This is a genomic window from Franzmannia qiaohouensis (assembly GCF_031451695.1).
Lineage (GTDB): Bacteria > Pseudomonadota > Gammaproteobacteria > Pseudomonadales > Halomonadaceae > Franzmannia > Franzmannia qiaohouensis.
Genome location: NZ_JARWAM010000015.1, coordinates 25,487 through 52,136, shown reverse-complemented (window position 1 = coordinate 52,136; position 26,650 = coordinate 25,487). Strand labels below are relative to the sequence as shown.

The following is a 26,650-nucleotide window of genomic DNA, read 5'->3' as shown; positions in this document are numbered from 1 at the left end:
TCAGTCGTGCTCCACGCGGTGCTCGGGCAGCGGCTCGGGCAGCCCGCCGTGGGGCGTACGCCGGAGTACCCGCTCGACCATGGGCAGGAAGTGCTCCAGGGGCAGGGTGTCGTAGTCGGGGTCGAAGCTGGCCTGGTCCCAGTCGTCACAGAAGCGCACGGTGCGCGCATAGGCCGGATGATCGCGATACGCCTCGCGGGCGTGGCGGTCCTGGCCGAAATAGTGGCGATAGTGGTAGCCCTGGAAGAGTTCGTGGTGGCGGATCATCCAGGCGTTGAGAGGGTCGATGAAGGGCTCGAGGATGGCCGCGGCGACCTCGGCGTGGTTGGCCGGGGCCAGGTCGTCGCCGATGTCATGGAGCAGGGCGCAGACCACCATCTCTTCATCGGCACCGTCGCGCAGCGCCCGGGTGGCGGTCTGCAGGCAGTGCTGGTAGCGGTCCACCGGGTAGCCGTGGGTGTCGCCGGCGAGGTTGTGCAGATGGGCCAGCACCCGGCGCGGGGCATCCTCGACATAGTCGCGGAAGCGAGCGTCGATCAGCGCCCAGTCGTCGCGCTGGGCCTCGCCGAAGTGGCGAAAACGAGCTTGATTCATGCGGGCTCTCCTGGGGCGTTGGTCTCGGCATGGCGGCGTAGCACCCGCCGGCGGCTGGCGGTGCTGTCGCGGTCGACATAGCCCTGGCGCATGTGGCGCACGCCGCCGGCCAGCTGATAGGCGCGGCGCCCGTGCAGCAGGCGGTAGTTGTCGATGATCAGCATCTGGCCCGGGTCGAGCTTGAGATGCAGGGTCAGCTCCTCGCCGGTGATCAGCTCATGGAAGGCGCGGCGGGCGGCAAAATAGGCATCGAGGTCATCCGGCGCCAGGGCCGGTACCCGTTCGGTGCGGTTGGAGTAGCGCACGCGCATGGGCTCGCCGTGGCTATCCAGTTCGATCAGCGGCCCTTCGCTCTCGAGGTGGGTGGTGTCGTCACGGTAGCGAAAGCCGGGACGCACCTGGCTCAGGCAGGCGAAGGCCTCAGGGTCGCGCTCGCGCAGCAGCCGAGCGGCCATGAAGCCATCGGCCAGGGTGCTGTCGCCGCCTTCGGCGGCGTTGGTCAGGCAGTGCAGCCAGATGTAGCCGGGGATGGGGTCGCGGTAGGGGTTGTCGGTATGCGGCTCGAGGCCGCGCTGGGTCATGGTCAGGTCGTAGGCATTGGCCACCGACTTGACGTCGGCGATGCCACCCCAGTTGGTGCGCCGCAGCGGGCCGATGCGGTCGATCAGCGGGCGCATGCCGTCCTCTGCGTCGGGGACCCCGGAGACCATCACGAAGCCGTCGCGCTGCAGCGCCTCGAGCATGGCCAGCAGGGCAGCGTCGTCGCGCAGGGCAGCACTGAAGTCGGCGCGGGGTGCGGGGGCGCTGGCGGCGTCCCACAGGCGTTGGGGCGGGTCGACGGCCTCGTCGAGCAGCTCCTGCAGCGGGAAGTCGCAGCGGTGGCCATCGCTGAAGTGCAGCCTCAGGGCGTGATCGACGCTCTCCGCCGACTCCAGGCGCAGGTCCAGCGGCAGCTCGGCGGCCTCGATCAGGCGCTGGCCGGTGCGCGGGTCCCGGGTCTGGGGGTCGGGGCTGCGCTCGCGCAGCCACAGGGCGGTGAACTCCCGTGATTGATCGCGCTGGTCGAGGACCAGGCGTTGGCCTTCGGACTGGAGCCTGACGTGAGTCATGACGGCGTCTCCACAAGATTCGGTCACTGGCGTTGGGTGAGTGCTTATTACCATATCCGCGGTGGCGGGTGCGGACTTGATAAAATTGGCCGTATGCTTGATTTTATTGGCCATGATGGACATCTACCCCGACAAGTGGCCCTATCCGCGGCCGGACTCTCCGCCGCTGCTGACCCCCGATGAGGCCGAGCACACCATGGACGTGTGGCTGGTGCCCAAGTTCTCGATGCTGACGCTGTTCTGTCTGCTCGAGCCGCTGCGGGTGGCCAACCGCTTCGGCCGCAATCTCTTCGCCTGGCGCCTGCGCTCCGCCAGCGGGCAGTCGGTGGTGGCCAGCAACGGGGTGCGTATCGACGTGGACGATTCGCTGGAGACGCTCGCCGACGGTGCCGGCCTGATGGTGGTCTCTTCCTATGAGGCGGAACTGACGGTGGGGGCGGCGGAGCGCGCCGTGCTGCGGCGCATCGCTGCCCATGGCGGCTGGCTGGGTGGGCTGGATACGGCGCCCTTCATCCTCGCCCGGGCTGGGGTACTGGAGGGGTATCGGGTGGCGCTGCACTGGGAGAGCGTGCCGGCCTTTCGTCAGGAATTTCCCCACCTGGCGATCAGCCAGGCCCGCTACGAGTTCGGCAGCGAGCGGCTGACCGGCTCCGGGGGCTCCGCGGGGATCGACATGATGCTGGACTGGATCGAACGCGCCTACGGGCCGGCGCTGGCCAATGCGGTGGGGCGCCAGCTGGTCCACCAGCGAGCCCGGGGCGAGGCCTCCCTGGCCCAGCGTCACCTCTATGAAGAGCTGCCGCGCAGCGTGGTGCGCGCCCTGGCGGTGATGGAGGCCAACTTGGCCCAGGCGCTGCCGATTCCCGACGTGTGTCGTCTGGTGGGCCAGTCCCAGCGCCAGCTGACGCGGCTGTTCATGGCCCACTTCGGCGAGAGCCCCAAGCAGTGCTACCTGGGCCTGCGTCTCGATCAGGCGCGGCGGATTCTCGCCGACAGCCGCTGCCGCGTCACCCAGGCGGCCATGGCCGCCGGCTTTACCCAGCCGGCGCACTTCTCGCGGGCCTATCGGCGCCGCTTCAATGAGGCCCCGAGTACCACCGCCGAGCGGGGCTCGCTCTAGGCCGGCTTGCCTTCGGCGACCTGCCGCTGACGCCGGGCGCGCTGAATCATGCGATAGCGCGAACGGATCTCGTCGCGCTCCATGTAGCAGCCCTGCAGCCAGCGGTGGCCGCGGCTGCCTTCGAAAGCGTCGCGGGCGTGCAGCAGCCGGCGGTTGTCGAAGATCACCAGGTCGCCGGGCGCATAGGTGAAGCGGATCGCGAAGTGCGGCTCGCGCAGCATCGCCTGCAGCGTCATCAGCGCCTCGTAGGCTGGCTCTACCTCCTCGAAGGGGGCCTGCAGGGGGCCGCGCAGGAAGTCGGCGATACGTACCTCGAGCAGCTCGCCGCGGGCGTCGAGGCGGATCATCGGCGAATACCAGACGTAGTCTGTGGTTCTGGCGGTATTGGCGTAGCACCAGTGCACCCGGGTAAGCGTGGCGAAGGCGCCTGGGGCGCGCTGGCGTAGCGCCTCGGCCACGGCGAAGCCGTCGAGCATCACCGCCTCGCCGCCCGCCACGCTGTTCTCCAGGCAGTGCAGCATCTGCAAGCCGGGGTGATATTCGCGGGTCGGCAGGTCGGTGTGCGGCGGCAGGGCGATGGAGGTGTAGGCGTTGGAGTCCGGGTCCGGCTTGGCCTTGACGTCGAACAGCAGGCCGAAGTTGGTGGGCCGGACCGGACCAATGCGCTGGGCGATGGCCTCCAGCGAACCGGGTTCGGTAGGCAGGCCGCGCAGGCGCACCAGCCCCTTGCCGAGGACGCTTTCCAGGGCGGGGGCGAGGATTGCCTCCTCGGCGTCGCCAGCCGGTTCGGTATCGAGCAGGCCGCTGGCCTCGAGGCTGTCTGGATCTGCGCCGGGGCCGCCGTGCCAGAGCCTGACCGGCACCAGCGGCGCCTCGGGGTCGCCGGCGTTGTCGTAGTCGTGGGCGCGCAGCCAGCCGGGGTGGAAGCGCAGGTGACGATCCTCCGCGGCGAAGGCTACGCACAGCGCGCCGGCGTCATCGATCTCGGCGGCGGCGATCTCTGGCCAGCCCGGCAGGCTGGAGAGGTCGAGGATGCGCTCGCGGGTCGCTGGATTCACGGTGCTTTCGTCGGCGGCGTTCTCGCGCAGCCAGATGCCGTGGTAGCGGCTCTTGCGACCGTCGCTCCAGCCCAGCGTGACCACCCGGGCGTCGTGGTCGACCGAGACAATATCGGCCTCGATGGGCCAGCTGTCGTAGTCCGGGGTGAGCGGCAGGGACGAGAACGAGTTCATGGCGACCTCTCTTGAGGGAGTGGAGTCGCCTAGCTTGTCTGCACCGCCGCCGCGGGAAGCAGCACCATTCGACGCCGACTATGCACCATTCGACAGCCAGGCCCGATCCTGCTGGCGCCGCAGCTGGCTGGGCGTCAGGCCGTGGCGCTGGCGGAAGGCGCGGGTAAAGCTGGAGGCAGAGGCGAAGCCGCAGGCGAGGGCGATATCCAGCACCCGGTGGGGGGTCTCCAGCAGCAGGCCATGGGCGTGGTCGAGGCGCAGCCCCAGGTAATGGTCGCGGGGCGAGCGCTGCAGGTAGCGCAGGAAGAGGCGCTCCAGGCCACGCCAGGAGAGCGCCAGGCGCTGGGCCAGGTCGGCGATGGCCAGCGGCGACTCCAGGTTCGCCTCCATCAGGCCGATGGCGCGGCGCAGCTCAATGGGCAGGTGAGGCGGCGCGCCGGGGCGCTGGCGGCTGGCGGGCAGGCGAGCCCGGGCGTGCACCAGCTGGGCATTGACCCGCGCCGCCTGGGCGTCGCCGTGACGCCGTCGCACCAGGTCCAGGGCCATGTCGATGGCGGCGCTGCCGCCGGCGCAGGAGAAGCCCCGGCTATCCACTTCGTAGAGCGACTCCACGGCATCGATGGTGGGGAAGCGGCGGCGGAAGTCGGGCAGGCTCTCCCAGTGCAGGGTCACGGTCTGGCCGTCGAGTAGCCCTGCCGCGGCCAGCGCTACGCAGCCGGTATCCACGCCGCCCAGCACGCCGCCTCGAGCCGCCCGTTCGCGGAGCCCAGCCAGCAGCGATGGGGTCAGGCCCACCTCGGGGGCGAAGCTGGCGCAGACCGCCAGGCTGGGAAAGTCGGGTGCCTGCTGCAGGGCCATCTCGACCCCCAGGGGCATGCCGTTGCTGGCCTCCACCGGGGCGCCGTCGCTGCTGATCAACTGCCAGCGGAACAGCTCGCGACCCGCCATGCGGTTGGCAATCCGCAGCGGCTCGATGGCGGAAAAGAGCGCCACCATGGCGAAGCGCGGTAGCAGCAGAAATCCGATGGGTTCCGGCTCAGGGCCGCGGTAGTGGAGTCTCATGGCGGCCAGAGTAGCGTGCCCCCGCCGAGGATGCAGCAGGGGCCGGCAATGCGCCTAGCGGCGGATAGCGATGCTGCGCCCGGCCAGCGCCGGCCAGTTCCCCTGCTCGGCGTGGGGTAGTGCGGCGATGGCCTCGGTCACCGGCGCCGGGAAGGCGTTGGGGCGGCCGCTCTGCTGGTCCATACCCATCAGCATCTGTTCGCTGCTGGCCAGCAGGTTGCGCTCCTCGTCGAACAGCTCGAAGAAGGCGTGCAGCCGCTTGGCGTCGCGATCCAGCAGGGTCAGCGCCACCCGCAGCGGCTGGCCCTGGAGGGCGCCGCGGCGGTAGCAGAGGTGGGTCTCCAGGGTATAGAGCGTGTAGCGATGGCGGCTGCGCCCCGCGGCATCCAGGCCGATACGCTCCATCAGCGCCTCCACCGCCAGGGAGAAGACCCTGGCGTATTCGGCGTCGTTCATATGGCCGTTGTAGTCGACCCACTCCGGAGCCACCCGGGTCTCGAGGATCACCATCAGATGCGCCCCTCCAGGCCTTCCGCTTCCGGCCAGTACTTGTGCACCAGGTCGAGCAGCTCGACCAGGAAGTCGTCGCGGCGGCGGTCGAGCTCGCTGACCGGCCGGCCGGCGGCCTGGTGCTCGCAGCCTTCGACCACCTTGTCGATCAGCTCATCGGTGAGCTCGGGGGCCTCGAGCTTGGTCCAGGGTAGCTTCAACGCGGGCCCGAACTGCTCGAGCATATGGCGCATGCCCGGTTCGCCGCCGGCCAGGTGGAAGGTCAGAAAGGTACCCATCAGCGACCAGCGCAGGCCGCAGCCGTAGACCACCGCGGCATCGATCTCCTCGGTGGTGGCCACGCCGTCGTTGACCAGATGCAGGGCCTCGCGCCACAGCGCTTCCATCAGGCGGTCGGCGATATGCCCTTCGATCTCGCGGCGAACCACCAGCGGACGCATGGCCAGTTCGCGGTATAGCGCCTGGGCGCGCCGGGTATGCTCGGCGCTGGTGGCGTCGCCGCCCACCAGCTCGACCAGCGGCAGCAGGTAGACCGGATTGAAGGGGTGAGCGACGATCACCCGCCCCGGCGCCCGGGTGCAGTCGCGCTGCAGGTCGCTGGGCTTGAAGCCGGAGGTGGAGGAGCCGATCAGCACCTCGGGCTCGGCGGCGGCGTCGAGGGCGGCGAGAATCTCGCGCTTGAGTTCGAGGCGCTCCGGCACATTCTCCTGGATCAGGTCGGCGCCGGCCACGGCGGCCTCGGGGCTATCGACGAAGGTCAGCCGGTCGCGGCTGGCGCCCTTGGCCAGGCCCAGGCGCGAAAGCGAGGCCCAGGCGTTGTCGACGAAGGCGCGGGTGCGCTGTGGCGCGTCCGGGGCCGGGTCGAAGGCCACCACGTCCCAACCCTGGGCCAGGGCGCGGGCGATCCAGCCGTTGCCGATCACCCCGGTACCGATCACGCTGAGTTGGCGGCTCATGCGTCACCTCCGACGACGTTCTCCACGGTCTGGCCGCTGCGCGGGTCGCGCAGCTTGAGCTGGGCGCGGGTCTCGGCGGGGGTCATTACCCGAGCGCCGAGGTTGTCGATCAGGGTGGCGGCCTTCTCCACCAGCTGGCCGTTGCTGGCCAGTACCCCTTTCTTCAGATAGAGGTTGTCCTCCAGGCCGACCCGGGCATGGCCGCCCAGCAGCACCGCCTGGGCGACCATCGGCATCTGCTGGCGGCCGATGCCGAAGGCTGCCCAGTGGGCTCCCTCGGGCAGCTTGTTGCGCATGGCCAGCATGGTCTCGGTGTCCGCCTCGGCGCCCCAGGGGATGCCCAGGCAGAGCTGGTAGAGTGGGTCGCCGTCGATCAGGCCCTCCTGCTGCAGCTGGCGGGCGAACCACACATGGCCCAGGTCGAAGCACTCCAGCTCCGGCTTGACCCCGGCGGCCTGCACCAGCCTGGCATGCTCGCGCAGCCAGTCGGCGCTGTTCACGTAGATCATGTCGCCGAAGTTGAGGCTGCCGCAGTCCAGGGTGCACAGCTCCGGCAGCAGCTCGCCGACCGGTTCGTGGCGCTGGGCCGGGGTCTGGATATCGCTGCCCGGACCGCCGCGGGTGGGGTCCGCGGCGTCGGGGATCCAGTCGCCGCCGCCGCCGGCGGTGATGTTCATGACGATATCCACATCCGCCTCCCGGACCCGCTCCATCACCTCGCGGAAGTGCTCGAGGGAATGGCTGACAGCGCCGGTCTCGGGGTCGCGCACGTGGATATGCGCAATACTGGCGCCGGCCTGGGCGGCGGCGATGCAGTCGTCGGCGATCTGCTTGGGGGTGACGGGGACCTTGTCGCTCTTGGCGGTGGTGTCGCCGGCGCCGGTAACGGCGCAGGTCAGGATGACGTTGCGATTCATGGAGAGGCTCCTCCCGCGAATGGATGTGATGCAGGGAGTGTCGCCGAGCTGCGGCGTACCGACGCTACGCCAGGCGTCGTTTAGTTGGCGTGACGCGTCATGTCGTCAGGGTGGCGAGGGGAGTGGCGAATTCCTTGAACTTTGGTCTACATCTGGCGCCGTGCAAGCTTGATGACAGCTTCGTCGGATAGCGTTCGTTCCTACACAGGTGCTTGCCTGTGACAATAAATGCTTACAAGAGGCGAAACGTCATGCTCAATACGCTCAATATCATCAAGGGGAAGTCGCTGCTGATCGGCGCTGCCGCCATGCTGACCACGCTGGCGCTGCCGGTGGCCGCCGAAGAGTTTCCCGATCGCCCCATCAACATGGTGGTCGGTTTCGGCACCGGGGGAAGCGCCGACCGCATGACACGTGCAATATCTAGTTACCTAGCCGAAGAGGTCGGTGTGCCAGTCCGTGTTGTGAACCGTCCAGGAGCTGGTGGTCAGTTGGCAGCAAACTACCTTCTTAGTGTCGAAGATGATGGTTATAATATCTTGTCATCTACTTTTGCCCCTTATTTGCCTAATGCCATTGTTGCTAATGGCGCTGATTTTTCGATTGAAGATTTTTCGTTTGTTAATATTCAATGGTTCGATATGGACATCATTGCTGCCAATCGTGATGCGGGTTACGAAGACTTGGCTGCTCTGATAGAGAACATCAGGAAGAATCCTGGCCAAGTTCGGGGTGCTGTCATTCAGGGGTCTGCTGGCCATCTGACGACTCGAATGCTTCTCGATGAAATGGATATCCCACAAGAAAATCTCAATCTGGTGACTTATCAAAATGGTGGTGAGGCTCGTTCTGCCGTAGCTGGTGGCCAAGTTGACTTCATTGCCATCAGTGCTCAAGGTAGCGAAGGGATCCGGGAGTTTCTTACCCCATTAGCTATTGTTAACGATGAGCGTGTCTCGCAGTGGGATGCCCCAGCACTCAACGAGGCTCTTGCGTCTCTCAATATAGAGGTTCCCGTTTTCCAAGGCTCTATGCGCGGGCTGGCAGTTTCTTCAGAGTTTGAACGTCAGCACCCAGAACGCTTCGAGAAGCTTAGCAATGCAATTCAGAGTACCTTGGCGCGCAAGGATGTCCAAGAGCACCTTGAAAGCAATGACATCGGCGGCGTCTGGGTCGGCCCCGAGCGTGCCAATGCGCTGATGCGCGAGAACTACGAGACCTTCGAGAAGTACGCCCACCTGCTCAACTGATGCTATCCGTTGCCGCCGCCCCATACCCTGTATGGGGCGGCTGGGAGTGATGTGATGACCACCCGCGATCGCGACTATGGGGACCTGCTGGTCCTCATGGCCCTGGCTGGCTTTACGCTCTGGTATCTGTTCGATGCCATTAGCGTATCGTCCGCCGTCCAGAACCTGCTGCTGATTCTTCCGCTGGCCCTGATCGTGCTGAGTATCGTGCTGCTGGAGCTGGTAATACGGCTGCGCAAGGGCACGCTGCTGGTGCGCCCCGACGCCGAGCCGCTGCGCCAGACGCTGCCGGTGGTGGGGCTCTTCGCCGCCTATGTGATCTCGCTCGAGACGCTCGGCTTCGATGTGGCCACGGTGCTTTTCATTGCGGCCTTTCTGGTGCTGAAAGGCGAGCGCAACTGGCTGCTACTCGGCGGCTATAGCCTGGCCTTCGGCTTCGGCGTGGCGTTCTTCTTTGCGCTGATGCTGCCCTATCCCATGCACATGCTGATCCTCCAGGGCTAACGGGGTAACACCATGATCGATTTCACGGCCGTCGAGCAGGGCCTGAATCTGCTGTTTTCCGACTTCAGCCCCTGGCTGGTAGTGGTGCCGGGGATCATCATCGGCCTGATCTTCGGTGCCACGCCGGGGCTGCAGATCTCCATGGCCATGGCGATCTTCCTGCCGATGACGCTGTATATGGACTTCGTCCAGGCGATGCTGTTTCTGACCGCGATCTTCACCGGCGGCTCTTTCGGCAGCGGCATCCCGGCGATCCTGATGAATATTCCCGGCACCTCATCGGCGATCGCCACCGCCTTCGATGGCTATCCGATGGCTCGCCAGGGGCGCCACAACCAGGCCCTGGGCATCGCCCTGGCGTCGTCGGTGATCGGCGTGCTGATGGGCTATCTGATCCTGTTCGTAATGATCCAGCCGCTCTCGCTGATGGTCCTGAAACTGGGCCCGGCGGAGATGTTCGCGGTGATCCTGTGGGGCATGACGCTGATCGCCAGCCTCAAGGGTGAACAGGTGCTCAAGGGGCTGATGGCGGGCTTCGTCGGCCTGCTGGTGGGCACCATCGGCTTCAACGAGCTGGGCATGGCGCGCGGTACCATGGGCCAGACCTACCTGCTCGACGGCGTGCCGGTGATCCCGGCGATGATGGGCATGTTCGCCGCCTCCGAGCTGTTCAAGCTGGCCAACAAGGGCTTTATCGTCGAGTCCGAGGCGTCGCGCAAGGTGCGCATCGGCGAGATCTTCGAGGGCTTTGGCATGGCCCTCCGCTATCCGTGGGTGATGATCCGCGGCGGCCTGATCGGGGTCTTCGTCGGCGCGGTGCCGGGGGTGGGGTCGTCGGTGTCGAACCTGCTCTCCTACGTCGAGACCCAGCGCCGCGATCCCGACCCCGCTTCCTTCGGCAAGGGCAATCCCAAGGGGGTGGTGGCGTCCGAATCGGCCAACAGCACCTCGGAAGCGGGCTCCATGGCGACGCTGCTGGCCCTGGGCATTCCCGGCGGCGGTGCCACGGCGGTGATGCTGGCCGCCTTCGCCATGCACAACATCACCGGCGGCCCGCAGTTCATTCGCCAGCAGACCGATGTGGTCTACGCCATCATCTTCGCCAACTTCGCCCAGGTGTTCCTGCTGGTGGTGATCGGTCTGCTGTTCATCCCGCTGCTGGCCAATATCATCAAGGTGCCGATGCGCTATCTGATCCCGTCGGTGCTGGTCCTGGCGGTGATGGGCTCGTTCGGCCTCACCGGCAACATGACCGGGCCGGCGACGGTGTTGATCTTCGCCGTGGTCGGTTGGCTGTTCCGCCACTACGGCTACTCGGTGCCGGCGGCGGTAATCGGCATGCTGCTGGGGGCGATGGCCGAGAAGTCGCTGCTGCACTCCCACCAGATCAGCGGTGGTGATATTGGCTATCTGTTCGAGCGTCCGGTGGCAATGGGCATCGTGGTATTGATGCTGGTGTCGCTGTTCGGCCGGCCACTGATGGCGCGGCTGGGCCGCAAGCGGCGCGCTGCGACCGATGCGCCGAGCTAGCGAGATGCGGCCGCTGACCTGGCGAACCCTGGCCCTTGGCGCCCTGGGCGGCGCGCTTGCCAGCCTGCTGTCGCTGCCCCTGGCGTGGATGCTGGGGGCGCTGTTCATGGTGCTGGCGGTGTCGCTGCTGGGGGTGCCTACTGCGGTGGACACGCGGCTGCACCGCCTGGCCATCGCCACGCTGGGGGTATTCATCGGGCAGCGCGTCGATGCCGGCGAGTTGGCGCAGCTGGCGGCGTGGTATCCCAGCGTGATCGCCATGCTGCTCTATATGCTGCTGCTGTTGGTCGGCGGCGGCGCGCTCTTCCTGCGCGGCGGTGTCGCTCCGCTCAACGCGCTGTTCTGCGCCTTCCCGGGCAGCATGAATACGGCGCTGGTACTGGCCGAGCGCGCCGGCGGCGACGTGCGCTGGATCGCCATCTCCCACTCCATGCGCCTGGCGGTGGTGGTGTTGTCGGCGGCGCTGATGGCGGCGCTGCTGGTCGATGAAGTCAGCATGGCGGATGACGCCGGGCTTCTCACCCTCGATCTACTCTGGTGGCTGCTGGCGCCGGCAAGCTGGTGGCTGGGGCGCCGCCTGCGGCTGCCGTTGGCCGAGTTCCTCGGCCCACTGCTGGTGAGTGCGCTGCTCACCAGCCTAGGTGTGCCGCTGGCGCTGCCCGGCGTGTGCCTGCTGGCCACCTTCCTGATCCTCGGCAGCTCCATCGGCTCGCGCTTCTCGGCGACCTCGTGGCGTCGCGTGGTGAAGGTGGGGCGCGTTGGGCTGCTGTTTGCCCTATTTGCCGTGGTCCTGGCGGCGGGGGTGGCACTGCTGGTGGCATTCCTCACCGACCTGAGCTTCGTCGCGGTGCTGCTGGCGCTGCTGCCCGGTGGGGTGGGCGAGATGGCGGTCATCGCCGTGGCCGTCGACGTCGACCCGGTCTATGTAGTGTCACACCATGTACTACGCCTGCTGCTGCTTATCGCGCTGACGCCGTGGATGCTGCGCTGGGTGCGGGCGCGCTATGCACGGCCAGGGCCGGAAAGCTGACCAGGGCCTCGAGCCCTCCCGCGTCACGGTTGCGCAGGGTCAGCCGGGCACCGTGGGCCTGGGCGATCTGCTCGGCGATGGCCAGCCCCAGGCCGCTGCCCTGGGTGCGCGTATCGGCGCGATAGAAGCGCTCGGTGAGACGTATCAGGCGCTCCTCCGCGACGCCTACGCCATCATCGCGCACGGCCAGCGAGCAGCGGCCATCGTGGCACTCGACGGCGACCTGGATGCTGCCGCGGTAGGCTTGCTCGCCACCGGCGTGGAGGCTGGCGTTGTCGATCAGGTTCTGCACCATCCAGCGCAGCATGATGGGGTCGCCAAGTAGTGGCGGTGCGGACTCGTCGGCTTCCAGGGCCAGCTCCTGGCCGCGCTGATAGACGCTTGCTGCAGCCTGGCTGCAGGCGTCGCGACAAATGGCGACCAGGTCGACGCTGGCCAGGGTGGCGCTGTCGACAAGCTCATGGCGCGTCTTGGCGTATCTGAGCAGCTGCTCGACGGTGTGGCCGGCGTGCTCGGCAATGCGGCTGATCTCACCGAGGTTGGCGCGGGTCTCAGGCTCGTCGCTGCGCGTCAGGGTCAACTCGCTCAGGGCGCGAATCTCCGAGACCGGCGTGCGCAGTTGATGCGAGACGTCGGCATTGAGCTGCTGGGTATTCTGGATGCTCAGGCGCATGCGCTCCATCAGCTGGTTGATGCTCTGGATCAGCGGCGCGACTTCCCGCGGCACCTCGCCAGCCAGCGGCTCCAGGTCATGCTGCGAGCGGCGGTGCAGGGCGCGGCGGATGGCATTCAGCGGCGCCAGGCCCTTGTGGATGGCGAGCAGGGCGATGGAGATGGCGAGCAGCCCGCCGACCGCCATCAGGCCGCTCAAGGTGAGCATGAAGTCGCTGACCAGGGCCTGGCGCGCTTCGGTGGACTCGGCGACGATCACCTCGATCTGGCGGGACTGGTTGGCGCGGGTCAGTGGGAAGGTCAGAGCCACGGCGCGCAGCGAATTACCGGCATAGTCGACGTCGTAGAACAGCGGCTGCTCGGGCACGTCAGGCGGCCCTTCGAGGCCCGCAAAGCCAACCAGCATGCCGCCATCGACCTCCTGGATGCGATAGAAGATCTTGCCATCACCGCGACTGCCAAGGGTGCTGATGCTGAAATAGTGCATGTTGACGCGCAGCTCGCCATCCACCGCGTGGATGCGCCGCTCGACCCGCTCGGCGGCGTTGAGCAGCATGTCATCGAAGGTCTCGTTGATCTGGTGCGACAGCAGGTAGTGACTGGCTAGCAGTGCCAACAGGGCCAGGCCAGTGAAGGGCAGGCCGATCCAGATCAGCAGGCGGGCACGAATCGAACGCATCAATCTGCACCCTGGGCGTCAAGCAGGTAGCCCAGGCCGCGCACCGTCTTGAGGCCGACATCGACGCCCAGTTTCTTGCGCAGGCGAGATACATAGGTCTCCACCGCGGTGTGGCTGACCGGGTCGTCGGTGGTGGAGAGGCGATCGGCGATCTGCCCCTTGCTGACCAGGCGGCCCTGGTTGATCAGCAGATACTCCATCACCTCCAGCTCGCGGCGGTGCAGTGCCACCGGTTCGCCGTCGAGGCGCAGCTCCATGGCATCGGGATGGAACTCCAGGCGACCGCTGCGCAGGGTATCGCCGCCGAACTGCTTGGCGCGGCGCACCAGCGCCTTGGCCCTGGCGGCCACCTCGTCCAGCGAGAAGGGCTTGCAGAGGTAGTCGTCGGCACCCTCTTCGAGTCCCAGGATGCGCTGATCGAGGGCATCCCGCGCCGAGATGATCAGCACCGGGATAGTGTCCTGACGCTGGCGCAGGCGACGCAGCAGGCTGATGCCATCGAGCTCCGGCAGCCCCAGATCGAGGACCAGCAGGTCGTAGGCGCCCACCTCCAGGCAGTGTTCGGCACTGCGGCCGTCGCGGCTCACGTCGGCCTGGAATCCGGTGCCTTCGAGCGCCGCCGAGATGGAGCGCGCCAGATTGTCATTGTCTTCCACCACCAGCACTTTCATCGCTGCCATCCCCGACGTCGCTGCGAGTCCAGCATTCTATCATCCACCGCGCGCTCGCCCGCTAACCGAAAGGTCAATTGTTGGCGGCGGTAATCCCGGTAGGCTGGGGTGGGCCAGCGGCGTCGATGCCGCAGATACAGCGACGGGAGATGGTGCGACGATGCACAGTGATGCGGCAGAGTTCGACTACATCGTGGTAGGCGCCGGCACCGCCGGCTGCCTGCTGGCCAACCGCCTGAGCGCCGACCCGGCCAACCGGGTACTGCTGATCGAGGCCGGCGGGCGCGACAACTACCACTGGATTCATATTCCGGTGGGCTATCTCTACTGCATCGACAACCCGCGCACCGACTGGCTGTTTCGTACCGAACCGGACCCGGGGCTCAACGGCCGTTCGCTGATCTACCCGCGCGGCAAGACCCTGGGCGGCTGCTCGAGCATCAACGGCATGCTGTATATCCGCGGCCAGGCCCGCGATTACGACGGCTGGGCCGAGGCGTTGGGCGACGATGCCTGGCGCTGGGAGAACTGCCTGCCGGATTTCATCAAGCATGAGGATCACCAGCGCCTAGACGCAGGCGGCGACGCCGATGCCGGCCACCGCGATTTTCACGGCCACGGCGGCGAGTGGCGGGTCGAGAAGCAGCGCCTGAGCTGGGAGGTGCTCGACGACTTCGCCGCGGCGGCGGTGGAGGCGGGTATTCCGCGCACCGACGACTTCAACCGCGGCGACAACGAAGGCGTCGATTACTTCGAGGTCAACCAGCGTGGCGGCTGGCGCTGGAATACCTCCAAGGCCTTCCTGCGCGGCGTCGAAAAGCGCGATAACCTGACACTCTGGCACTCCAGCCAGGTGCTGGGGCTGGCGTTTGCCGAGGGGGATAAGCCGCGCTGCAGCGGGGTGCGCGTCGCGCGCAACGGCGCGGAGGTGCTGGCCCGCGCGGGCCGTGAGGTGATCCTCTCAGCCGGTGCCGTCGGTTCGCCGCAGCTGCTGCAGCTCTCCGGTATCGGCCCCGCTGACCTGCTCGCTCAGCACGGCATTGCGGTGGTGCGCGAACTTCCGGGTGTGGGGGAGAACCTGCAGGATCACCTGCAGATCCGCTCGGTCTATCGGGTCAGCGGCGCCAAGACCCTCAATACCCTGGCGGCGAGCTGGCTGGGCAAGGCCAGGATCGGTCTAGAGTATCTGCTCCACCGCACCGGCCCGATGAGCATGGCGCCGTCGCAGCTATGCGCCTTCACCCGCAGCAGCGCCGACTATCGTCACCCCAATCTCGAATATCACGTGCAGCCGCTCAGCCTGCCGGCCTTCGGCCAGCCGCTGCATGACTTCCCGGCGATCACCGCCAGCGTCTGCAATCTCAACCCCACCAGCCGTGGCACGGTGCGCATCAAGAGCGCCGACCCGCGGCAGGCCCCGGCCATTGCGCCCAACTACCTGAGCACCGAAGAGGATCGCAAGGTGGCGGCGGATTCGCTGCGGGTCACCCGGCGCATCGCCGAGCAGCCGGCCTTTGCCAAGTATCAGCCGGAGGAGGTCAAGCCCGGCGTCGAGTACCAGAGCGACGAGGACCTGGCGCGGCTGGCCGGCGACATCGGCACCACCATCTTCCATCCGGTAGGTACGGCGAAGATGGGCCGCGCTGATGACCCCATGGCGGTGGTCGATTCACACCTGCGAGTGCACGGCGTCGACGGCCTGCGGGTGGTGGACGCCAGCGTGATGCCGACCATCACCAGCGGCAACACCAATTCACCGACGCTGATGATTGCCGAGAAAGCGGCGCGCTGGATCTTGGCCGTGGAGTGATCAAGGTTCGCTGATTAAATTCTTCTGAATGGCGTGGACGGCATCGCATGCCGGCTGGGGCTCATGCATGTAGTAGCCCTGGACCTGATCGCAGGAGTGCCGACGCAGGTAGTCCACCTGTTCTGCCGACTCGACGCCCTCGGCAACGACGGTCAGGCCCAAGCACCTGCCAAGATCGATGATGGCGTCGGCCAGGCTCCTGTCTGCGGAGCTGCCTGGAAGATCGTGAATGAACGAACCGTCGATCTTGATGGTGTCGAGGGGAAAGGCCTGCAGCCTGGAAAGTGCAGAGAAGCCAGTGCCAAAGTCGTCGATTGCGATGCGTACCCCGATCTTCCTGAGCTGCTGCAGCACACTGACGGCTCTTGGCATATCCACCATCATTGCGCCTTCGGTGATCTCCACCTCGAGAAGCTGAGGTGACATGCCTGTTGTCGCTAGCGCCCCCTTGATGTCTCTCAGCAGGCTGTCGTCGAGGAACTGTCGGGCCGAGACGTTGACTGCCATTGACAGTGCAGGTAGCCCCGCCTGCTGCCAGGCAACGTTCTGTTGGCAGGCTGTATAGATGACCCAGCGGCCGATGGGCACGATAAGGCCGTTCTCTTCGGCCAGGGGGATGAACTGATGGGGCAGCAGCAAGTCGAGCTCTGGATGTTGCCAGCGCAGCAGGGCTTCCATGCCGATGATACGGCCGGTCGCCATATCGACCTTCGACTGGTAATAGAGCAAGAACTCTTTGCGTTCCAATGCCCTGCGCAGGCTTTGCTCGAGAGTCAGGCGCTCAAGAGAGCCTGATTTCAGCTCCTCGGAATAGAACTGTGCGTTGTTCTTGCCTTCTTCCTTGGCGTGGTACATCGCCACGTCGGCATGCTTCATCAGGGTTTGTTCATCCTCTCCGTCAGAGGGATATTGCGCGACTCCGATGCTCACCGTGATATGGAACTCTTGGCCCGCCAGGAGGAAGGGGGCGCTGACGGCGGCGAGGATTTTTTCGGCGACACGGTTAATCTGATCCGCTGCCTCGATTTCAGGGAGGAGAACCACGAACTCATCGCCGCCCAATCGGGCTACCCGATCGCTTTTCCTCACCGAGCGAATGAGCCGCTGGCTAACCTCTTTAAGCAGCTCATCACCGGCATCGTGGCCCAGCGAGTCATTGATCGCCTTGAAACGGTCCAGGTCCAGAAAGAGAAGAGCCAACCGCTTGTCATAGCGGCCGGCATGTTGCATGCCGTGAGTCAGCAGATGGCTGAAGTGTGCCCGGTTCGGCAGGCCCGTGAGGGTGTCGTGGAAAGCCAGGTGCTCAGCACGTCGGGCATGTTCCAGGCGCTCCTCAAGGGCCTTGGCTTGTATCAGGCGGAGTTTCCGGCTGAGCCGTCCGAGCAGTGTCAGCACTGCGATCGAGATAAGACTCACCAGTAGCGCACGCCAGTAATAGGCACGTCGCGTCGCATTGGTGGCTGCCATCTGCTCCGCTCGAGAAAGGCCGACGACGATGGCGATTGGGAACTCGAACAATGCCCTTGCCACGAGATAGCGTTCCAGGCCGTCCCACTCGCTGACGCTTAGCCCGGCAGGTTCGCCGACCAGGCTGCTGTCCGAAAGCAGGCGCTCGTATTCGGTTGCCTCACCCGTATGAACGTTCTCCCCTGTGCGTCGCACCAGCGAGATGCCACCGTCCCCCACGAGGGCGAGTACTCCCTGCACCCCCATCGTATTCATGTCATAGCCACTGACGAAGTAGGCTGGGTTAACTATTACCGAGACCGTGCCTGAGACCTGTGCTTCTTCCGCCAGGCGACGGCTGAAGACAAGCGATTGATCGGCGCCTGTGGCAGCCTCGCCTTCAAGCTCGACGACCAACCCCGACTGCTCGGTTATACGGCTAGTCTTCCGAGTGCTGTAAAGATCGTGAGTGCTAGCGATGCCATGTCCCTCGGCATCGCTAATACGAACTTCGAACAGCAGGGTGGGGGGCAGCATATCCCGGCGGCTCAGTTCATCCAGCACCTCTTGTGGCGGACGTGCGTCGAGGCTGTAGCGCACCAGTTTGAGGGTAGTATCGATCTCGCGCAGCGCCCTAACCGCCTGCGCCTCGTAGGTTTGTGCCATATCCGATACGAGCGCCGCCAGGCGGCGGTCTGCCGTCCTGTATTCTCGATCGACGAGATTGAACGTGATCAGCCAGACGGCGGTTAGCGTCAGCACAGCGAGCCCGGGAAACAGCACTCCGGGATCGAGTACTCGCAGCAGCCATCGACGCCCCGCGTTGGACTCCATCGTTTCGGCGTGCGGGGTGGGCTCACTCAATGGAGACCCTCCGCAAGCGTTCATCGAGATAGGCGTCGTCCAGATAACCAATGGCCTGTGCATGCTCCGCCACGAAGTCGGCCACGGCCCGGCTACTGGGTAGGGATCGCGGTGGCTGGCCACGCCCGGTGAAGATCAGGCGCGACCAGTGCATCTTTATCTGGGCGGGCGTCTGACCAAGATAATGGCGATAAAAGGCTACGTAGTCCGCCGAGCTTTCGCGCTGGTCGACCGGGACTGCGGGTTGTCCATTGGGGAAGCGGCTGTTTCGGCCAAGATAGATGTCTGCCAGTTCGTTACGCGTCAGAATATGAACCGGACTCTTCGCGGAAACTACGAGTACCACATCGGCCAAGGAAACGTTGGCCGACAGAAGAATGAGCAGGCTGAAACCGAGCCGGGTTAATCGCGAAGTCATTTCAACCCCCTCAGAATACGAAGTCGAGCGCGAGGCTGAAAAGGTTGACCGAGCCGCCGGGCTCGAACGCAGGATTCCTGTTGGTTAAGTACCCATTTGACCCGGCGTCCAGGTCGATATGATCGATTTGTGCCTTCAGGTTCATGCCGCGAGCGAAGTCCCAGCGTGCGCCCAGAGAGAAGCGCGTCTGTGAATCCTGGTATGCCGTGAAATAGTTGAGGGTAGCGTCCAGGACCTCCGTGCCGGGTTGCGACAGGCCGGCAACCGATGTCGGGCTGCGCTTGCTGTGTCTGGCATAGGTGACGTATGGAGTAATGCTGCCCAAGCGATAGCCGTGAGTGATATACCAGCCGCGGCTATCGCCGACGAAGGTGCGACTACTGCTTTGCGTCCACTCTCCCATGACGAACCAGTTGCCAGTGTCGTAATTGGCGCCGAGGCTGAAGACGTCAAACCGCTTGTCGTTCATGTCGTAGCGATCGGCAATCGCCTCGCCATCAGGGCCAAATGCACGATAAATATCGAAGAAAGGAGTGAGCTCTTCGATGCTCAAGCGATAGTGGGTGTAGGCGGTAAATAGTCTGAGATTTTGCCACTCCAGGTTATTGCCCAGCGTGAACCCCTCTCGGGCCACTGCGGCACCTGTGGCGCGTTCGCCGTTTTGGTCTATATAAGGGAATTTCCCGGTAGTCTGGCCATAGGTGGCTCGCAGCGTGTTGTTTACCTCGCCGAGGCGAAACCGGTAGCTAATATCGACGCCATCGATATTGGAAATCGGGATGGAGCTATAGACTTCCTGTGGAGTTCGTACCCAGGGCAAGGCGTAGCCGACCTTGCGATATTCGGCATTCATGAACACCGGCAGCATGAGACGACCGGCCCGCACGCTGAGATCCGGGGTGACATGATACTTGAGATTGGCCCACTCGATCGTTGGCTGGTAGGAGCCGTCGTAGCGCTGCTCCGAGATGGCCTGAACGACGCCAGAGAGGCGCGGCGTAACCTCTGCGCTGAGCTGAAGTCCCAAGCGACTATCGACTTCGGCGCTCCAGTCGCTGCTGTAGCCGGCGCCTCGGGCTGCAAAGATGCTCGAGGTATGGTCAGCCCGCGCCTCGTCGGAGTAGACAGCGCCGAGCGTGCCGAAGCCGTCCAGCGACAGCGAGGGTGTCGCCGCCTGTGCGGCCATGGAAAGGCCACAAGCCAGCAAGGTCACCAGGACCTTTAGATGGGGCTGCTTCCTGAGCATCGGCTTCACACGCTTAGTGGATAGGAAAAGGGGAGCCACCGTTCAGGACGTGGAAGCGGTTGGCAAGCGTCGGGGAAGATGCCCTAGATAACTTATCGGCACGGGGAGGACGAAGCTTGAGGCGTTGGCCCGGATTTGCTCAGCCGGCGCTGAGACAAACGAAAACGCCCCGCGAGTGATCGCAGGGCGTTAGGGGATTCTTTGGTCGGAGCGACAGGATTCGAACCTACGACCTCTGCCTCCCGAAGGCAGCGCTCTACCAAGCTGAGCTACGCTCCGACGCGGTTGGGCTAGTGCCTCAACGATGCGGAAGTATACGGATTTTGTGCCGTGATGCAAGTGCCCAGGCGGCTCAGGTGGTGCGTTCCACGGCCAGTCTTGCCAGCTCTGCCATGCTGTCGCGATAGCGGCTCGGCGGCAGCCGCTCGAGCTGCTCGAGGGCCTTGGAGGACATCTCCTCGGCACGCTGGCGAGTATAGGTCAGCGCGCCGGTCTGATCGACGATCGCCAGCACCTCGTCGAGGCGCTCGAGGCCGCCCTGGCGAATCGCCTGGCGAATCAGCTTGGCCTGCTCCGCGGTGCCCTCGCGCATGGCGTGGATCAGCGGCAGGGTCGGCTTGCCCTCGGCAAGATCGTCGCCGACATTCTTGCCCATCGCCGTGGCGTCGCCCTGGTAGTCGAGCAGGTCGTCGACCAGCTGGAAGGCCAGCCCCAGATAGCGGCCGTAGTGCTGCAGCGCGGCTTCCTGCTCGGCGTCGGCCGCGGCGATGATCGCGCCGCTGTGGCTGGCGGCCTCGAACAGCATGGCGGTCTTGCCCTGGATGGTGTCGAAGTAGGCGGCCTCGTCGATGTCGGGGTTGCCGACGTTGGTCAACTGCAGCACCTCTCCCTCGGCAATGGTGCAGGTCGCCGCCGAGAGTACTTCCATGACGCGCATCGAGCCGACCTCGACCATCATCTGAAAGGAGCGCGAATAGAGGAAGTCGCCGACCAGCACCGAGGGGGCATTGCCCCAGGCGTCGTTGGCGGTGGCTTTGCCGCGACGCATGTGCGATTCATCGACTACGTCGTCGTGCAGCAGCGTCGAGGTGTGCATGAACTCGATCAGCGTAGCCAGGGTGATGTGCTTGTCACCGTCGTAGCCGAGGGCGCGGGCGGCGAGCAGCACCAGCAGCGGGCGCAGCCGCTTGCCACCGCTCTCGACGATATAGCCAGCGATGGACTCGACCAGTGGCACCCGTGAGGAGAGCTTGGCCAGAATGGTACGGTCGACGGCGGCGAAATCCTCTGCCACCGCCGCGTGAAGGGGCGATGCTGTCGGCTGCATGGGCGCGCTGCTTGTAAGAGGTGGGGCCTGTCGCCCGGGAGCGGGCCGACCTTGGATTGAGGGTTATGCTATGGGCGCCCCATGGGGGCGTCAAGCGAGGATGGGCGCCACCCGCAGGGCTTGTGTCGTGCTTGCCTGGCGGCTATAATCCGCGACCCAACTCATCATGCTCCCTGTCAGATGGCTGCCAAAAGGGGCGCCACTCGCCGCAGGCCGATGAAGAGCGCAACCCCGATGAGTGTCTGGAGAGTTACGACATGTATGCAGTTATCAAGAGCGGTGGCAAGCAGTACCGCGTTCAGGAAGGCGAAACCCTGAAGCTCGAGAAGCTGGAAATCGCCACCGGTGAAACGCTGGAATTCGACCAGGTGCTGCTGGTCGGCGACGGCGACGACATCAAGGTCGGCGCACCGCTGGTCGATGGCGCCAAGGTTGCCGCCGAGGTCGTGTCCCACGGCCGTGGCGACAAGGTGACCATCATCAAGTTTCGTCGCCGCAAGCACCACATGAAGCGTCAGGGCCACCGTCAGTGGTTCACTGAAGTCAAGATCACCGGGATCTCCGCCTAAGCGGACACGCCCCCTGATAGAGCGAGGTATTTGCAATGGCTCATAAGAAGGCAGCCGGCTCCACGCGCAACGGCCGCGATTCCGAATCCAAACGCCTTGGCGTCAAGTTGTTTGGTGGCCAGGTAGTGACAGCTGGCAACATCATCGTGCGTCAGCGCGGCACCAAGTTCCACGCCGGCACTGGCGTCGGCCTCGGCCGTGATCACACCCTGTTCGCCTTGAGCGATGGCGTGATCAAGTTCGAGACCAAGGGTCCGAAAAACCGTAAGTTCGTCAGCGTCGTCTCTGCCTGAGAGCGCTATGAACTTGCTGTAAAAGGCCCCGCCACGGCGGGGCCTTTTGCGTATCATGACGGCCATGCCCGTCAGGAGAGTGAAACATGCAGTTCGTCGACGAAGCCTCGATCATCGCCGAAGCCGGCAACGGCGGCAACGGCTGCCTGAGCTTCCGCCGTGAGAAATACGTGCCCAAGGGTGGCCCGGACGGCGGCGATGGCGGCCACGGCGGCAGTGTCTACCTGATCGGTGACGATGCGCTGAATACCCTGATCGATTTCAAGTATCAGCGCTTCTACAAAGCCCAGAACGGCCAGGGTGGCATGGGTCGCCAGATGAGCGGCAAGGCCGGCGAGGACCTGCATGTCAAGGTGCCGGTGGGCACCACGGTGATCGACGAGGACACCCTCGAGGTGATCGCTGACGTCACCGAGATCGGCCAGGTGGTGCTGGTCGCCCAGGGCGGCCGCCGTGGGCTGGGTAACATCCACTTCAAGTCCTCGACCAACCGCGCGCCGCGGCGCACCACGCCGGGCACCGAGGGTGAGCGTCGCAACCTGCGCCTGGAAATGAAGGTGATGGCCGACGTCGGCCTGCTGGGCATGCCCAATGCCGGCAAGTCGACGCTGATCCGCTCGGTCTCCGCGGCCAAGCCCAAGGTCGCCAACTACCCCTTCACCACCCTGGTGCCCAACCTCGGGGTAGTGAAGCTCGGCATGCACGAGCACTTCGTGATGGCCGATGTGCCGGGGCTGATCGAGGGCGCCTCGGACGGGGCCGGCCTGGGGCTGCGCTTCCTCAAGCACCTGACCCGCACCCGGCTGCTGTTCCACGTGATCGACGTGGCGCCGTTCGACGAGTCGGACCCGGTGGAGGCCGCCGAGGCGATCGTGCATGAGCTCGAGCAGTTCTCGCCGACGCTGGCCGAGCGGCCGCGCTGGCTGGTGCTCAACAAGTTCGACCTGCTGCCAGAGGAGGAGCGCGAGGCCGCCGCCCAGGCGATTCTCGAGCGGCTCGCCTGGGATGGGCCGGTGTATCGCATCTCGGCGATCTCCGGCGACGGCACCGAGGCGTTGGTGCAGGCCGCGCACCGCTGGTTGACCGAGCAGCGCCGCCTCGAGAACGAAGACGAGGCCGCCGCCGAGCGCGAGCGTGAGATGTGCGCGCGCATGGAGGCCGAATCGGTGGCGCGCACCGAGGCGCGGCTGGGCCGCAAGCGCAAGCGCCACGACGAGGATGACGACGACGTCGACGACGATGATGATTATGATGTCGAAGTGGAGTACGTACAGTAACTCGTCCGTGCCGTTTCTCTGAGTTACAGGATGATCGCCTTGGAGAGCCAAGTGGAAAGCAACCAGCAGACGCCCGGTCGTGAGGCGCTGAGCGGCGCCCGCCGCGTGGTGGTCAAGATCGGTAGCGCGCTGTTGACCAACGACGGCCGTGGCCTCGACGAGCCGGCCATCGGCGGCTGGGTGGACCAGATCGCCGAGCTGCATCGCCGCGGTATCGAGGTGGTGCTGGTGTCGTCCGGCGCGGTAGCGGCAGGCATGGTGCGTCTGGGTTGGCAGGCGCGGCCCTCGGCGGTGCATGAGCTGCAGGCCGCCGCGGCGGTGGGCCAGAACGGCCTCACCGAGTGCTACGAGGGCCACTTCGCCCGCCACGGCCTGCTCACCGCGCAGATCCTGCTGACCCACGACGACCTCTCCAACCGCAAGCGCTACCTCAATGCGCGCTCGGCGCTGCGTACCCTGGTCGACCTGCGGGTAGTGCCGGTGGTCAACGAGAACGACACCGTGGTCACCGACGAGATCCGCTTCGGCGACAACGACACCCTCGGCGCGCTGGTCGCCAACCTGCTCGAGGCGGATGCCCTGGTGATCCTCACCGACCAGGAGGGGTTGTTCGACGCCGATCCGCGCCACGACCCGACCGCCAAGCTGATCCACGAGGGCCGCGCCGGCGATCCGGCGCTGGCAGCGATGGCCGGCGGCGGCGGTGCGCTGGGGCGCGGCGGCATGACCACCAAGGTACTGGCGGCCAAGCTGGCGGCGCGCTCCGGGGCGGTCACGGCGATCGCTAGTGGCCGCCAGCCTGAGGTACTGACGCGGCTGATCGAGGGTGAGCGGCTGGGCACCCTGCTGCGCCCCGAGCAGGCGCCGCTCGCCGCGCGCAAGCGCTGGCTGGCCGGGCAGCTGCAGGTGCGCGGCAGCCTGACCCTGGATGCCGGGGCGGTCAAGGTGCTGCGTGGGCGCGGCTCGAGCCTGCTGCCGGTGGGGGTGACCGCGGTCAGCGGCAGCTTCGTGCGCGGCGATATGGTGGTGTGCGTCGATGAGCACGGCGAGCGGGTCGCCAAGGGGCTGGTCAACTACGGCGCCGAAGACGCCGCACGGCTGCTCGGCAAGCCGAGTCATCAGATCGAGGCGCTGCTCGGCTACATGGAAGCCCCGGAGCTGATCCATCGCGACAACCTGGTGGTGCTGTGAGGCCCGTGCGGTGCGGGTTTCGCAGTAGCACGCGCGCCAACAGCATGATAGGATATGCCATCCTCTCAGACACGGCCCGGTGGTTGAGTGCAACCCAGTACGGCCAAACCGGTTGGGAGTGGTAGCATAATCCCAGCTTGGTCAACTAGTTACCGTAAGTCGGTGAAATAATTCTCCAAGGAGACAGTAAGTGGCTAACAGCAAGCAAGCCCGTAAGCGCGCCCGTCAGGCCGAGAACCGTCGCGTCCTCAAGGCCAGCCAGCGCAGCATGGTTCGCACCTACGTCAAGCGCGTCATCAAGGCCATCAACGGCGGTGATCACGCCCAGGCCATGGACGCCTTCAAGCAGGCGCAGCCGGTCATCGACCGCATCGCCGACAAGGACGTGCTGTCCAAGAAGAAAGCTGCGCGCATGAAGAGCCGCTTGAACAAGCGAATTAAGGCGCTGGCTGCGTAAGCCGGACGCTCTCTGCAAAAGAACCGGCTGCGGCCGGTTTTTTTGTGCCTGGTTCCGCTATTCATCAGCCTTGGAAGTGACGCCTCGACGTGGCCAACGACGACTCTTCATCTCAGCCGCCGCCCCACCCAACTCCCGCCGCGGGCGCTCAGCCACCGGCGCGGGTCGGGCTGATGCGCTCGGGGCTGATCGTCAGTGCTATGACCATGCTGTCGCGGGTCATGGGCCTGGCCCGCGACGTGGTCGTGGCCGCGCTGTTTGGCGCTGGCAACGGCGCCGATGCCTTCTTCGTCGCCTTCAAGATCCCCAACTTCATGCGTCGGCTGTTTGCCGAGGGCGCCTTCAACCAGGCCTTTATCCCGGTGCTCTCGGAGTACGCCGCACGCAACAGTCGCGAGGAGGTGCGCGAGCTGCTCGACGCGGTGGCCGGCAGCCTGGCGGTGGTGCTGCTGTTGATCACGGCGCTGGCGATGTTTGCCGCGCCCTGGCTGGTGTGGGTGTTTGCCCCGGGCTTCGGGCGCGACCCGGACAAGCTGGCGCTGACCGCCGACATGCTGCGGCTGACCTTCCCCTACCTGCTGTTGATCTCGCTGACCGCCTTCTCCGGCAGCGTGCTCAATACCTGGAACCGCTTCGCCATCCCGGCCTTCACGCCGGTGCTGCTCAACCTGTCGTTGATCGGTGCGGCGGTGCTGCTGACGCCGCTGATGAGCGAGCCGGCCATGGCGCTGGCCTGGGGGGTGCTGATCGCCGGCATGGCGCAGCTGGCCTTCCAGGTGCCGTTCCTGGTGCGCCTGGGGCTGATGCCGCGGCCCTGGCCGAACTTCGCCCACAGCGGCGTCAAGCGTATCCTGCTGCTGATGGCGCCGGCGCTGTTCGGGGTCTCGGTATCGCAGATCAACCTGCTGCTGGATACCGTGCTGGCCTCGCTGCTGACGCCGGGCAGCGTCTCCTGGCTCTACTATTCGGACCGCCTGGTGGAACTGCCGCTGGGGGTGTTCGGCATTGCCATCGGTACGGTGATCCTGCCGGCGCTCTCCAAGCGTCACGCCGAGCAGTCGCCGCAGCATTTTTCGCGAATGCTCGACTGGGCGATTCGCGCGGTGCTGCTGCTGGGGCTGCCGGCGGCGCTGGCGCTGCTGCTGCTGGCCGAGCCGCTGTTGATCTCGCTGTTCCACTATGGCGCCATGACCGAACACGACATCCGTATGGCGGCGATGAGCCTGCGTGCCTACTCGCTGGGGCTGATCGCCTTCATGCTGATCAAGGTACTGGCGCCGGGCTTCTTCGCTCGCCAGAACACCAAGACCCCGGTCAAGGTGGGGATCATCGCCATGGCGGCCAACATGGTCTTCAACCTGATCCTTATCTGGCCGCTGGCGCATGCCGGCCTGGCGCTGGCCACGGCGCTGTCGGCGTTCATGAACGCCGGGCTGCTGGGCTATCTGCTGCGCCGCGAAGGGGTGCTGACGTTCCAGCCCGGCTGGGGGCGCTTCGCGCTGCAGCTGGGTGGCGGCTGTGCGGTGATGGGCGCGCTGCTGTGGGGGTTGGCGCCGGACTGGCAGGCCTGGCTGGGCTGGGGCGTCTGGACGCGAGTCGGCTGGCTGACGACCCTGGTAGTGGCCGGCGCCGGGGCCTATTTCGCCTGGCTGCTGGCGCTGGGCGTGCGGCCCAGCCAGTTCAAGTTGAATGGCTAAGCGACCGAGTTATCGAAAGAGCCATCGGCGAGGGACGCCGGGGGCAGGTCGAAGAGGAGGTTCTACGCCATGGACGGCGTAGGTAGCGCCCAGGGATGGGTTCACAGCGCCTCCTCGTAGGCCTGCCGACGGATCAGTCCCGAGCTATATCGTGGGCTAGCGACCGATGACATAGGCGCCCGTAGTGTGGGCCGCTATAATCGATGGTTTTATTCGCTG

25 protein-coding genes and 1 tRNA gene are annotated in these 26,650 nt (G+C 65.6%); 12 read left to right on the top strand and 14 right to left on the bottom strand.

Going from position 1 to position 26,650, the window contains the following annotated elements; translation table 11 throughout:
- Both QC821_RS18035 and tmpA read right to left on the bottom strand, forming a co-directional pair.
- Positions 1 to 594, bottom strand: coding sequence for an HD domain-containing protein (locus QC821_RS18035; protein WP_309724363.1), 594 nt, complete (start codon positions 592 to 594; stop codon positions 1 to 3).
- Positions 591 to 1,703, bottom strand: a complete 1,113-nt coding sequence (tmpA, locus tag QC821_RS18030; protein ID WP_309724361.1) for a 2-trimethylaminoethylphosphonate dioxygenase — start codon at positions 1,701 to 1,703, stop codon at positions 591 to 593. The genes QC821_RS18035 and tmpA overlap by 4 nt, the downstream gene beginning before the upstream one ends.
- Positions 1,704 to 1,815: 112 nt before the next feature.
- Between tmpA and QC821_RS18025 the strand changes: the two genes are divergently transcribed.
- Positions 1,816 to 2,823: a GlxA family transcriptional regulator gene (locus QC821_RS18025; protein ID WP_309724360.1), complete on the top strand. Its 1,008-nt coding sequence runs from the start codon at positions 1,816 to 1,818 to the stop codon at positions 2,821 to 2,823.
- Here the strand turns inward: QC821_RS18025 and QC821_RS18020 are convergent.
- The 5 genes from QC821_RS18020 to QC821_RS18000 form a co-directional block, all read right to left on the bottom strand.
- Positions 2,820 to 4,055, bottom strand: coding sequence for a TauD/TfdA family dioxygenase (locus QC821_RS18020; RefSeq protein WP_309724358.1), 1,236 nt, complete (start codon positions 4,053 to 4,055; stop codon positions 2,820 to 2,822). The genes QC821_RS18025 and QC821_RS18020 overlap by 4 nt on opposite strands.
- A 78-nt stretch (positions 4,056 to 4,133) precedes the next feature.
- On the bottom strand, positions 4,134 to 5,117 hold the full coding sequence (locus tag QC821_RS18015) for a GlxA family transcriptional regulator (protein ID WP_309724356.1): 984 nt from the start codon (positions 5,115 to 5,117) through the stop codon (positions 4,134 to 4,136).
- Between the two features lie 54 nt (positions 5,118 to 5,171).
- Positions 5,172 to 5,627: a thioesterase family protein gene (locus QC821_RS18010; RefSeq protein WP_309724354.1), complete on the bottom strand. Its 456-nt coding sequence runs from the start codon at positions 5,625 to 5,627 to the stop codon at positions 5,172 to 5,174.
- Positions 5,627 to 6,583 carry an L-carnitine dehydrogenase gene (locus QC821_RS18005; protein WP_309724352.1) on the bottom strand — a complete coding sequence of 319 codons (957 nt, stop codon included), beginning with the start codon at positions 6,581 to 6,583 and terminating at the stop codon, positions 5,627 to 5,629. Before QC821_RS18005 ends, QC821_RS18010 begins: the two co-directional genes overlap by 1 nt.
- A complete protein-coding gene (locus QC821_RS18000) occupies positions 6,580 to 7,500 on the bottom strand; it encodes a beta-keto acid cleavage family enzyme (RefSeq protein ID WP_309724350.1) in 921 nt (306 codons plus the stop codon). Before QC821_RS18000 ends, QC821_RS18005 begins: the two co-directional genes overlap by 4 nt.
- Before the next feature lie 251 nt (positions 7,501 to 7,751).
- On the opposite strand from QC821_RS18000, the gene QC821_RS17995 reads away from it, so the two are divergent.
- From QC821_RS17995 to QC821_RS17980, 4 genes are read left to right on the top strand one after another with little or no spacing between them, the layout of a single operon-like run.
- The gene (locus QC821_RS17995) at positions 7,752 to 8,750 is read left to right on the top strand and encodes a Bug family tripartite tricarboxylate transporter substrate binding protein (RefSeq protein ID WP_309724349.1); all 999 of its coding nucleotides are present in this window, start codon (positions 7,752 to 7,754) and stop codon (positions 8,748 to 8,750) included.
- 54 nt (positions 8,751 to 8,804) lie between these two features.
- Positions 8,805 to 9,254: a tripartite tricarboxylate transporter TctB family protein gene (locus tag QC821_RS17990; protein WP_309724348.1), complete on the top strand. Its 450-nt coding sequence runs from the start codon at positions 8,805 to 8,807 to the stop codon at positions 9,252 to 9,254.
- Between the two features lie 12 nt (positions 9,255 to 9,266).
- On the top strand, positions 9,267 to 10,784 hold the full coding sequence (locus QC821_RS17985) for a tripartite tricarboxylate transporter permease (protein WP_309724347.1): 1,518 nt from the start codon (positions 9,267 to 9,269) through the stop codon (positions 10,782 to 10,784).
- Between the two features lie 4 nt (positions 10,785 to 10,788).
- Positions 10,789 to 11,814, top strand: coding sequence for an AbrB family transcriptional regulator (locus tag QC821_RS17980; protein WP_309724346.1), 1,026 nt, complete (start codon positions 10,789 to 10,791; stop codon positions 11,812 to 11,814).
- On the opposite strand, the gene QC821_RS17975 is transcribed toward QC821_RS17980, so the two are convergent.
- Together QC821_RS17975 and QC821_RS17970 are read right to left on the bottom strand one after the other, a co-directional pair.
- Positions 11,744 to 13,165 (bottom strand): sensor histidine kinase, encoded by a 1,422-nt coding sequence (locus QC821_RS17975; RefSeq protein WP_309724344.1) that lies wholly within the window; start codon positions 13,163 to 13,165, stop codon positions 11,744 to 11,746. The two genes, QC821_RS17980 and QC821_RS17975, sit on opposite strands and share 71 nt — an antisense overlap.
- Positions 13,165 to 13,836 carry a response regulator transcription factor gene (locus QC821_RS17970; RefSeq protein ID WP_309724342.1) on the bottom strand — a complete coding sequence of 224 codons (672 nt, stop codon included), beginning with the start codon at positions 13,834 to 13,836 and terminating at the stop codon, positions 13,165 to 13,167. Before QC821_RS17970 ends, QC821_RS17975 begins: the two co-directional genes overlap by 1 nt.
- Positions 13,837 to 13,996: 160 nt before the next feature.
- Between QC821_RS17970 and QC821_RS17965 the strand changes: the two genes are divergently transcribed.
- On the top strand, positions 13,997 to 15,646 hold the full coding sequence (locus tag QC821_RS17965; protein WP_309724340.1) for a GMC family oxidoreductase: 1,650 nt from the start codon (positions 13,997 to 13,999) through the stop codon (positions 15,644 to 15,646).
- Here the strand turns inward: QC821_RS17965 and QC821_RS17960 are convergent, their stop codons facing one another.
- The 5 genes from QC821_RS17960 to ispB form a co-directional block, all read right to left on the bottom strand.
- The gene (locus tag QC821_RS17960) at positions 15,647 to 17,956 is read right to left on the bottom strand and encodes a putative bifunctional diguanylate cyclase/phosphodiesterase (RefSeq protein ID WP_309724338.1); all 2,310 of its coding nucleotides are present in this window, start codon (positions 17,954 to 17,956) and stop codon (positions 15,647 to 15,649) included. It lies immediately after the preceding gene.
- The gene (locus tag QC821_RS17955; protein WP_309724337.1) at positions 17,949 to 18,374 is read right to left on the bottom strand and encodes a phosphate ABC transporter substrate-binding protein; all 426 of its coding nucleotides are present in this window, start codon (positions 18,372 to 18,374) and stop codon (positions 17,949 to 17,951) included. Before QC821_RS17955 ends, QC821_RS17960 begins: the two co-directional genes overlap by 8 nt.
- A 10-nt stretch (positions 18,375 to 18,384) precedes the next feature.
- Complete coding sequence (locus QC821_RS17950; RefSeq protein WP_309724335.1) at positions 18,385 to 19,620, bottom strand: porin; 1,236 nt, start codon at positions 19,618 to 19,620, stop codon at positions 18,385 to 18,387.
- 202 nt (positions 19,621 to 19,822) lie between these two features.
- Positions 19,823 to 19,899 (bottom strand) — tRNA-Pro (locus QC821_RS17945).
- Between the two features lie 73 nt (positions 19,900 to 19,972).
- A complete protein-coding gene (gene ispB, locus QC821_RS17940; RefSeq protein WP_309724333.1) occupies positions 19,973 to 20,947 on the bottom strand; it encodes an octaprenyl diphosphate synthase in 975 nt (324 codons plus the stop codon).
- Between the two features lie 257 nt (positions 20,948 to 21,204).
- Between ispB and rplU the strand changes: the two genes are divergently transcribed.
- From rplU to murJ, 6 genes are all read left to right on the top strand, one after another.
- A complete protein-coding gene (gene rplU, locus QC821_RS17935) occupies positions 21,205 to 21,516 on the top strand; it encodes a 50S ribosomal protein L21 (protein WP_095623131.1) in 312 nt (103 codons plus the stop codon).
- A gap of 35 nt (positions 21,517 to 21,551) precedes the next feature.
- Complete coding sequence (gene rpmA / locus QC821_RS17930; RefSeq protein ID WP_076749544.1) at positions 21,552 to 21,809, top strand: 50S ribosomal protein L27; 258 nt, start codon at positions 21,552 to 21,554, stop codon at positions 21,807 to 21,809.
- An 86-nt stretch (positions 21,810 to 21,895) separates the two neighbouring features.
- A complete protein-coding gene (cgtA, locus tag QC821_RS17925) occupies positions 21,896 to 23,086 on the top strand; it encodes an Obg family GTPase CgtA (protein WP_309724329.1) in 1,191 nt (396 codons plus the stop codon).
- Between the two features lie 30 nt (positions 23,087 to 23,116).
- Entirely contained in the window at positions 23,117 to 24,277 is a 1,161-nt protein-coding gene (proB, locus tag QC821_RS17920) for a glutamate 5-kinase (protein ID WP_309724327.1), read from the top strand.
- Between the two features lie 190 nt (positions 24,278 to 24,467).
- The gene (rpsT, locus tag QC821_RS17915) at positions 24,468 to 24,734 is read left to right on the top strand and encodes a 30S ribosomal protein S20 (RefSeq protein WP_095623128.1); all 267 of its coding nucleotides are present in this window, start codon (positions 24,468 to 24,470) and stop codon (positions 24,732 to 24,734) included.
- A 173-nt stretch (positions 24,735 to 24,907) separates the two neighbouring features.
- Positions 24,908 to 26,431, top strand: coding sequence for a murein biosynthesis integral membrane protein MurJ (gene murJ, locus QC821_RS17910; protein WP_309724466.1), 1,524 nt, complete (start codon positions 24,908 to 24,910; stop codon positions 26,429 to 26,431).
- Positions 26,432 to 26,650 lie beyond the last annotated feature (219 nt).

Coding starts and splice junctions, on each gene's coding strand:
- QC821_RS17990 (WP_309724348.1), top strand. CDS start 8,805: ATGACCACCCGCGATCGCGACTATGGGGACCTGCTGGTCCTCATGGCC.
- tmpA (WP_309724361.1), bottom strand. CDS start 1,703: ATGACTCACGTCAGGCTCCAGTCCGAAGGCCAACGCCTGGTCCTCGAC.
- QC821_RS18000 (WP_309724350.1), bottom strand. CDS start 7,500: ATGAATCGCAACGTCATCCTGACCTGCGCCGTTACCGGCGCCGGCGAC.
- QC821_RS18035 (WP_309724363.1), bottom strand. CDS start 594: ATGAATCAAGCTCGTTTTCGCCACTTCGGCGAGGCCCAGCGCGACGAC.
- QC821_RS18025 (WP_309724360.1), top strand. CDS start 1,816: ATGATGGACATCTACCCCGACAAGTGGCCCTATCCGCGGCCGGACTCT.
- QC821_RS17955 (WP_309724337.1), bottom strand. CDS start 18,374: ATGACTTCGCGATTAACCCGGCTCGGTTTCAGCCTGCTCATTCTTCTG.
- cgtA (WP_309724329.1), top strand. CDS start 21,896: ATGCAGTTCGTCGACGAAGCCTCGATCATCGCCGAAGCCGGCAACGGC.
- QC821_RS18010 (WP_309724354.1), bottom strand. CDS start 5,627: ATGGTGATCCTCGAGACCCGGGTGGCTCCGGAGTGGGTCGACTACAAC.
- rplU (WP_095623131.1), top strand. CDS start 21,205: ATGTATGCAGTTATCAAGAGCGGTGGCAAGCAGTACCGCGTTCAGGAA.
- rpmA (WP_076749544.1), top strand. CDS start 21,552: ATGGCTCATAAGAAGGCAGCCGGCTCCACGCGCAACGGCCGCGATTCC.
- QC821_RS18020 (WP_309724358.1), bottom strand. CDS start 4,055: ATGAACTCGTTCTCGTCCCTGCCGCTCACCCCGGACTACGACAGCTGG.
- proB (WP_309724327.1), top strand. CDS start 23,117: ATGATCGCCTTGGAGAGCCAAGTGGAAAGCAACCAGCAGACGCCCGGT.
- murJ (WP_309724466.1), top strand. CDS start 24,908: ATGCGCTCGGGGCTGATCGTCAGTGCTATGACCATGCTGTCGCGGGTC.
- QC821_RS17965 (WP_309724340.1), top strand. CDS start 13,997: ATGCACAGTGATGCGGCAGAGTTCGACTACATCGTGGTAGGCGCCGGC.
- QC821_RS18015 (WP_309724356.1), bottom strand. CDS start 5,117: ATGAGACTCCACTACCGCGGCCCTGAGCCGGAACCCATCGGATTTCTG.
- QC821_RS18005 (WP_309724352.1), bottom strand. CDS start 6,583: ATGAGCCGCCAACTCAGCGTGATCGGTACCGGGGTGATCGGCAACGGC.
- QC821_RS17980 (WP_309724346.1), top strand. CDS start 10,789: ATGCGGCCGCTGACCTGGCGAACCCTGGCCCTTGGCGCCCTGGGCGGC.
- QC821_RS17970 (WP_309724342.1), bottom strand. CDS start 13,836: ATGAAAGTGCTGGTGGTGGAAGACAATGACAATCTGGCGCGCTCCATC.
- QC821_RS17950 (WP_309724335.1), bottom strand. CDS start 19,620: ATGCTCAGGAAGCAGCCCCATCTAAAGGTCCTGGTGACCTTGCTGGCT.
- QC821_RS17995 (WP_309724349.1), top strand. CDS start 7,752: ATGCTCAATACGCTCAATATCATCAAGGGGAAGTCGCTGCTGATCGGC.
- ispB (WP_309724333.1), bottom strand. CDS start 20,947: ATGCAGCCGACAGCATCGCCCCTTCACGCGGCGGTGGCAGAGGATTTC.
- QC821_RS17975 (WP_309724344.1), bottom strand. CDS start 13,165: ATGCGTTCGATTCGTGCCCGCCTGCTGATCTGGATCGGCCTGCCCTTC.
- QC821_RS17985 (WP_309724347.1), top strand. CDS start 9,267: ATGATCGATTTCACGGCCGTCGAGCAGGGCCTGAATCTGCTGTTTTCC.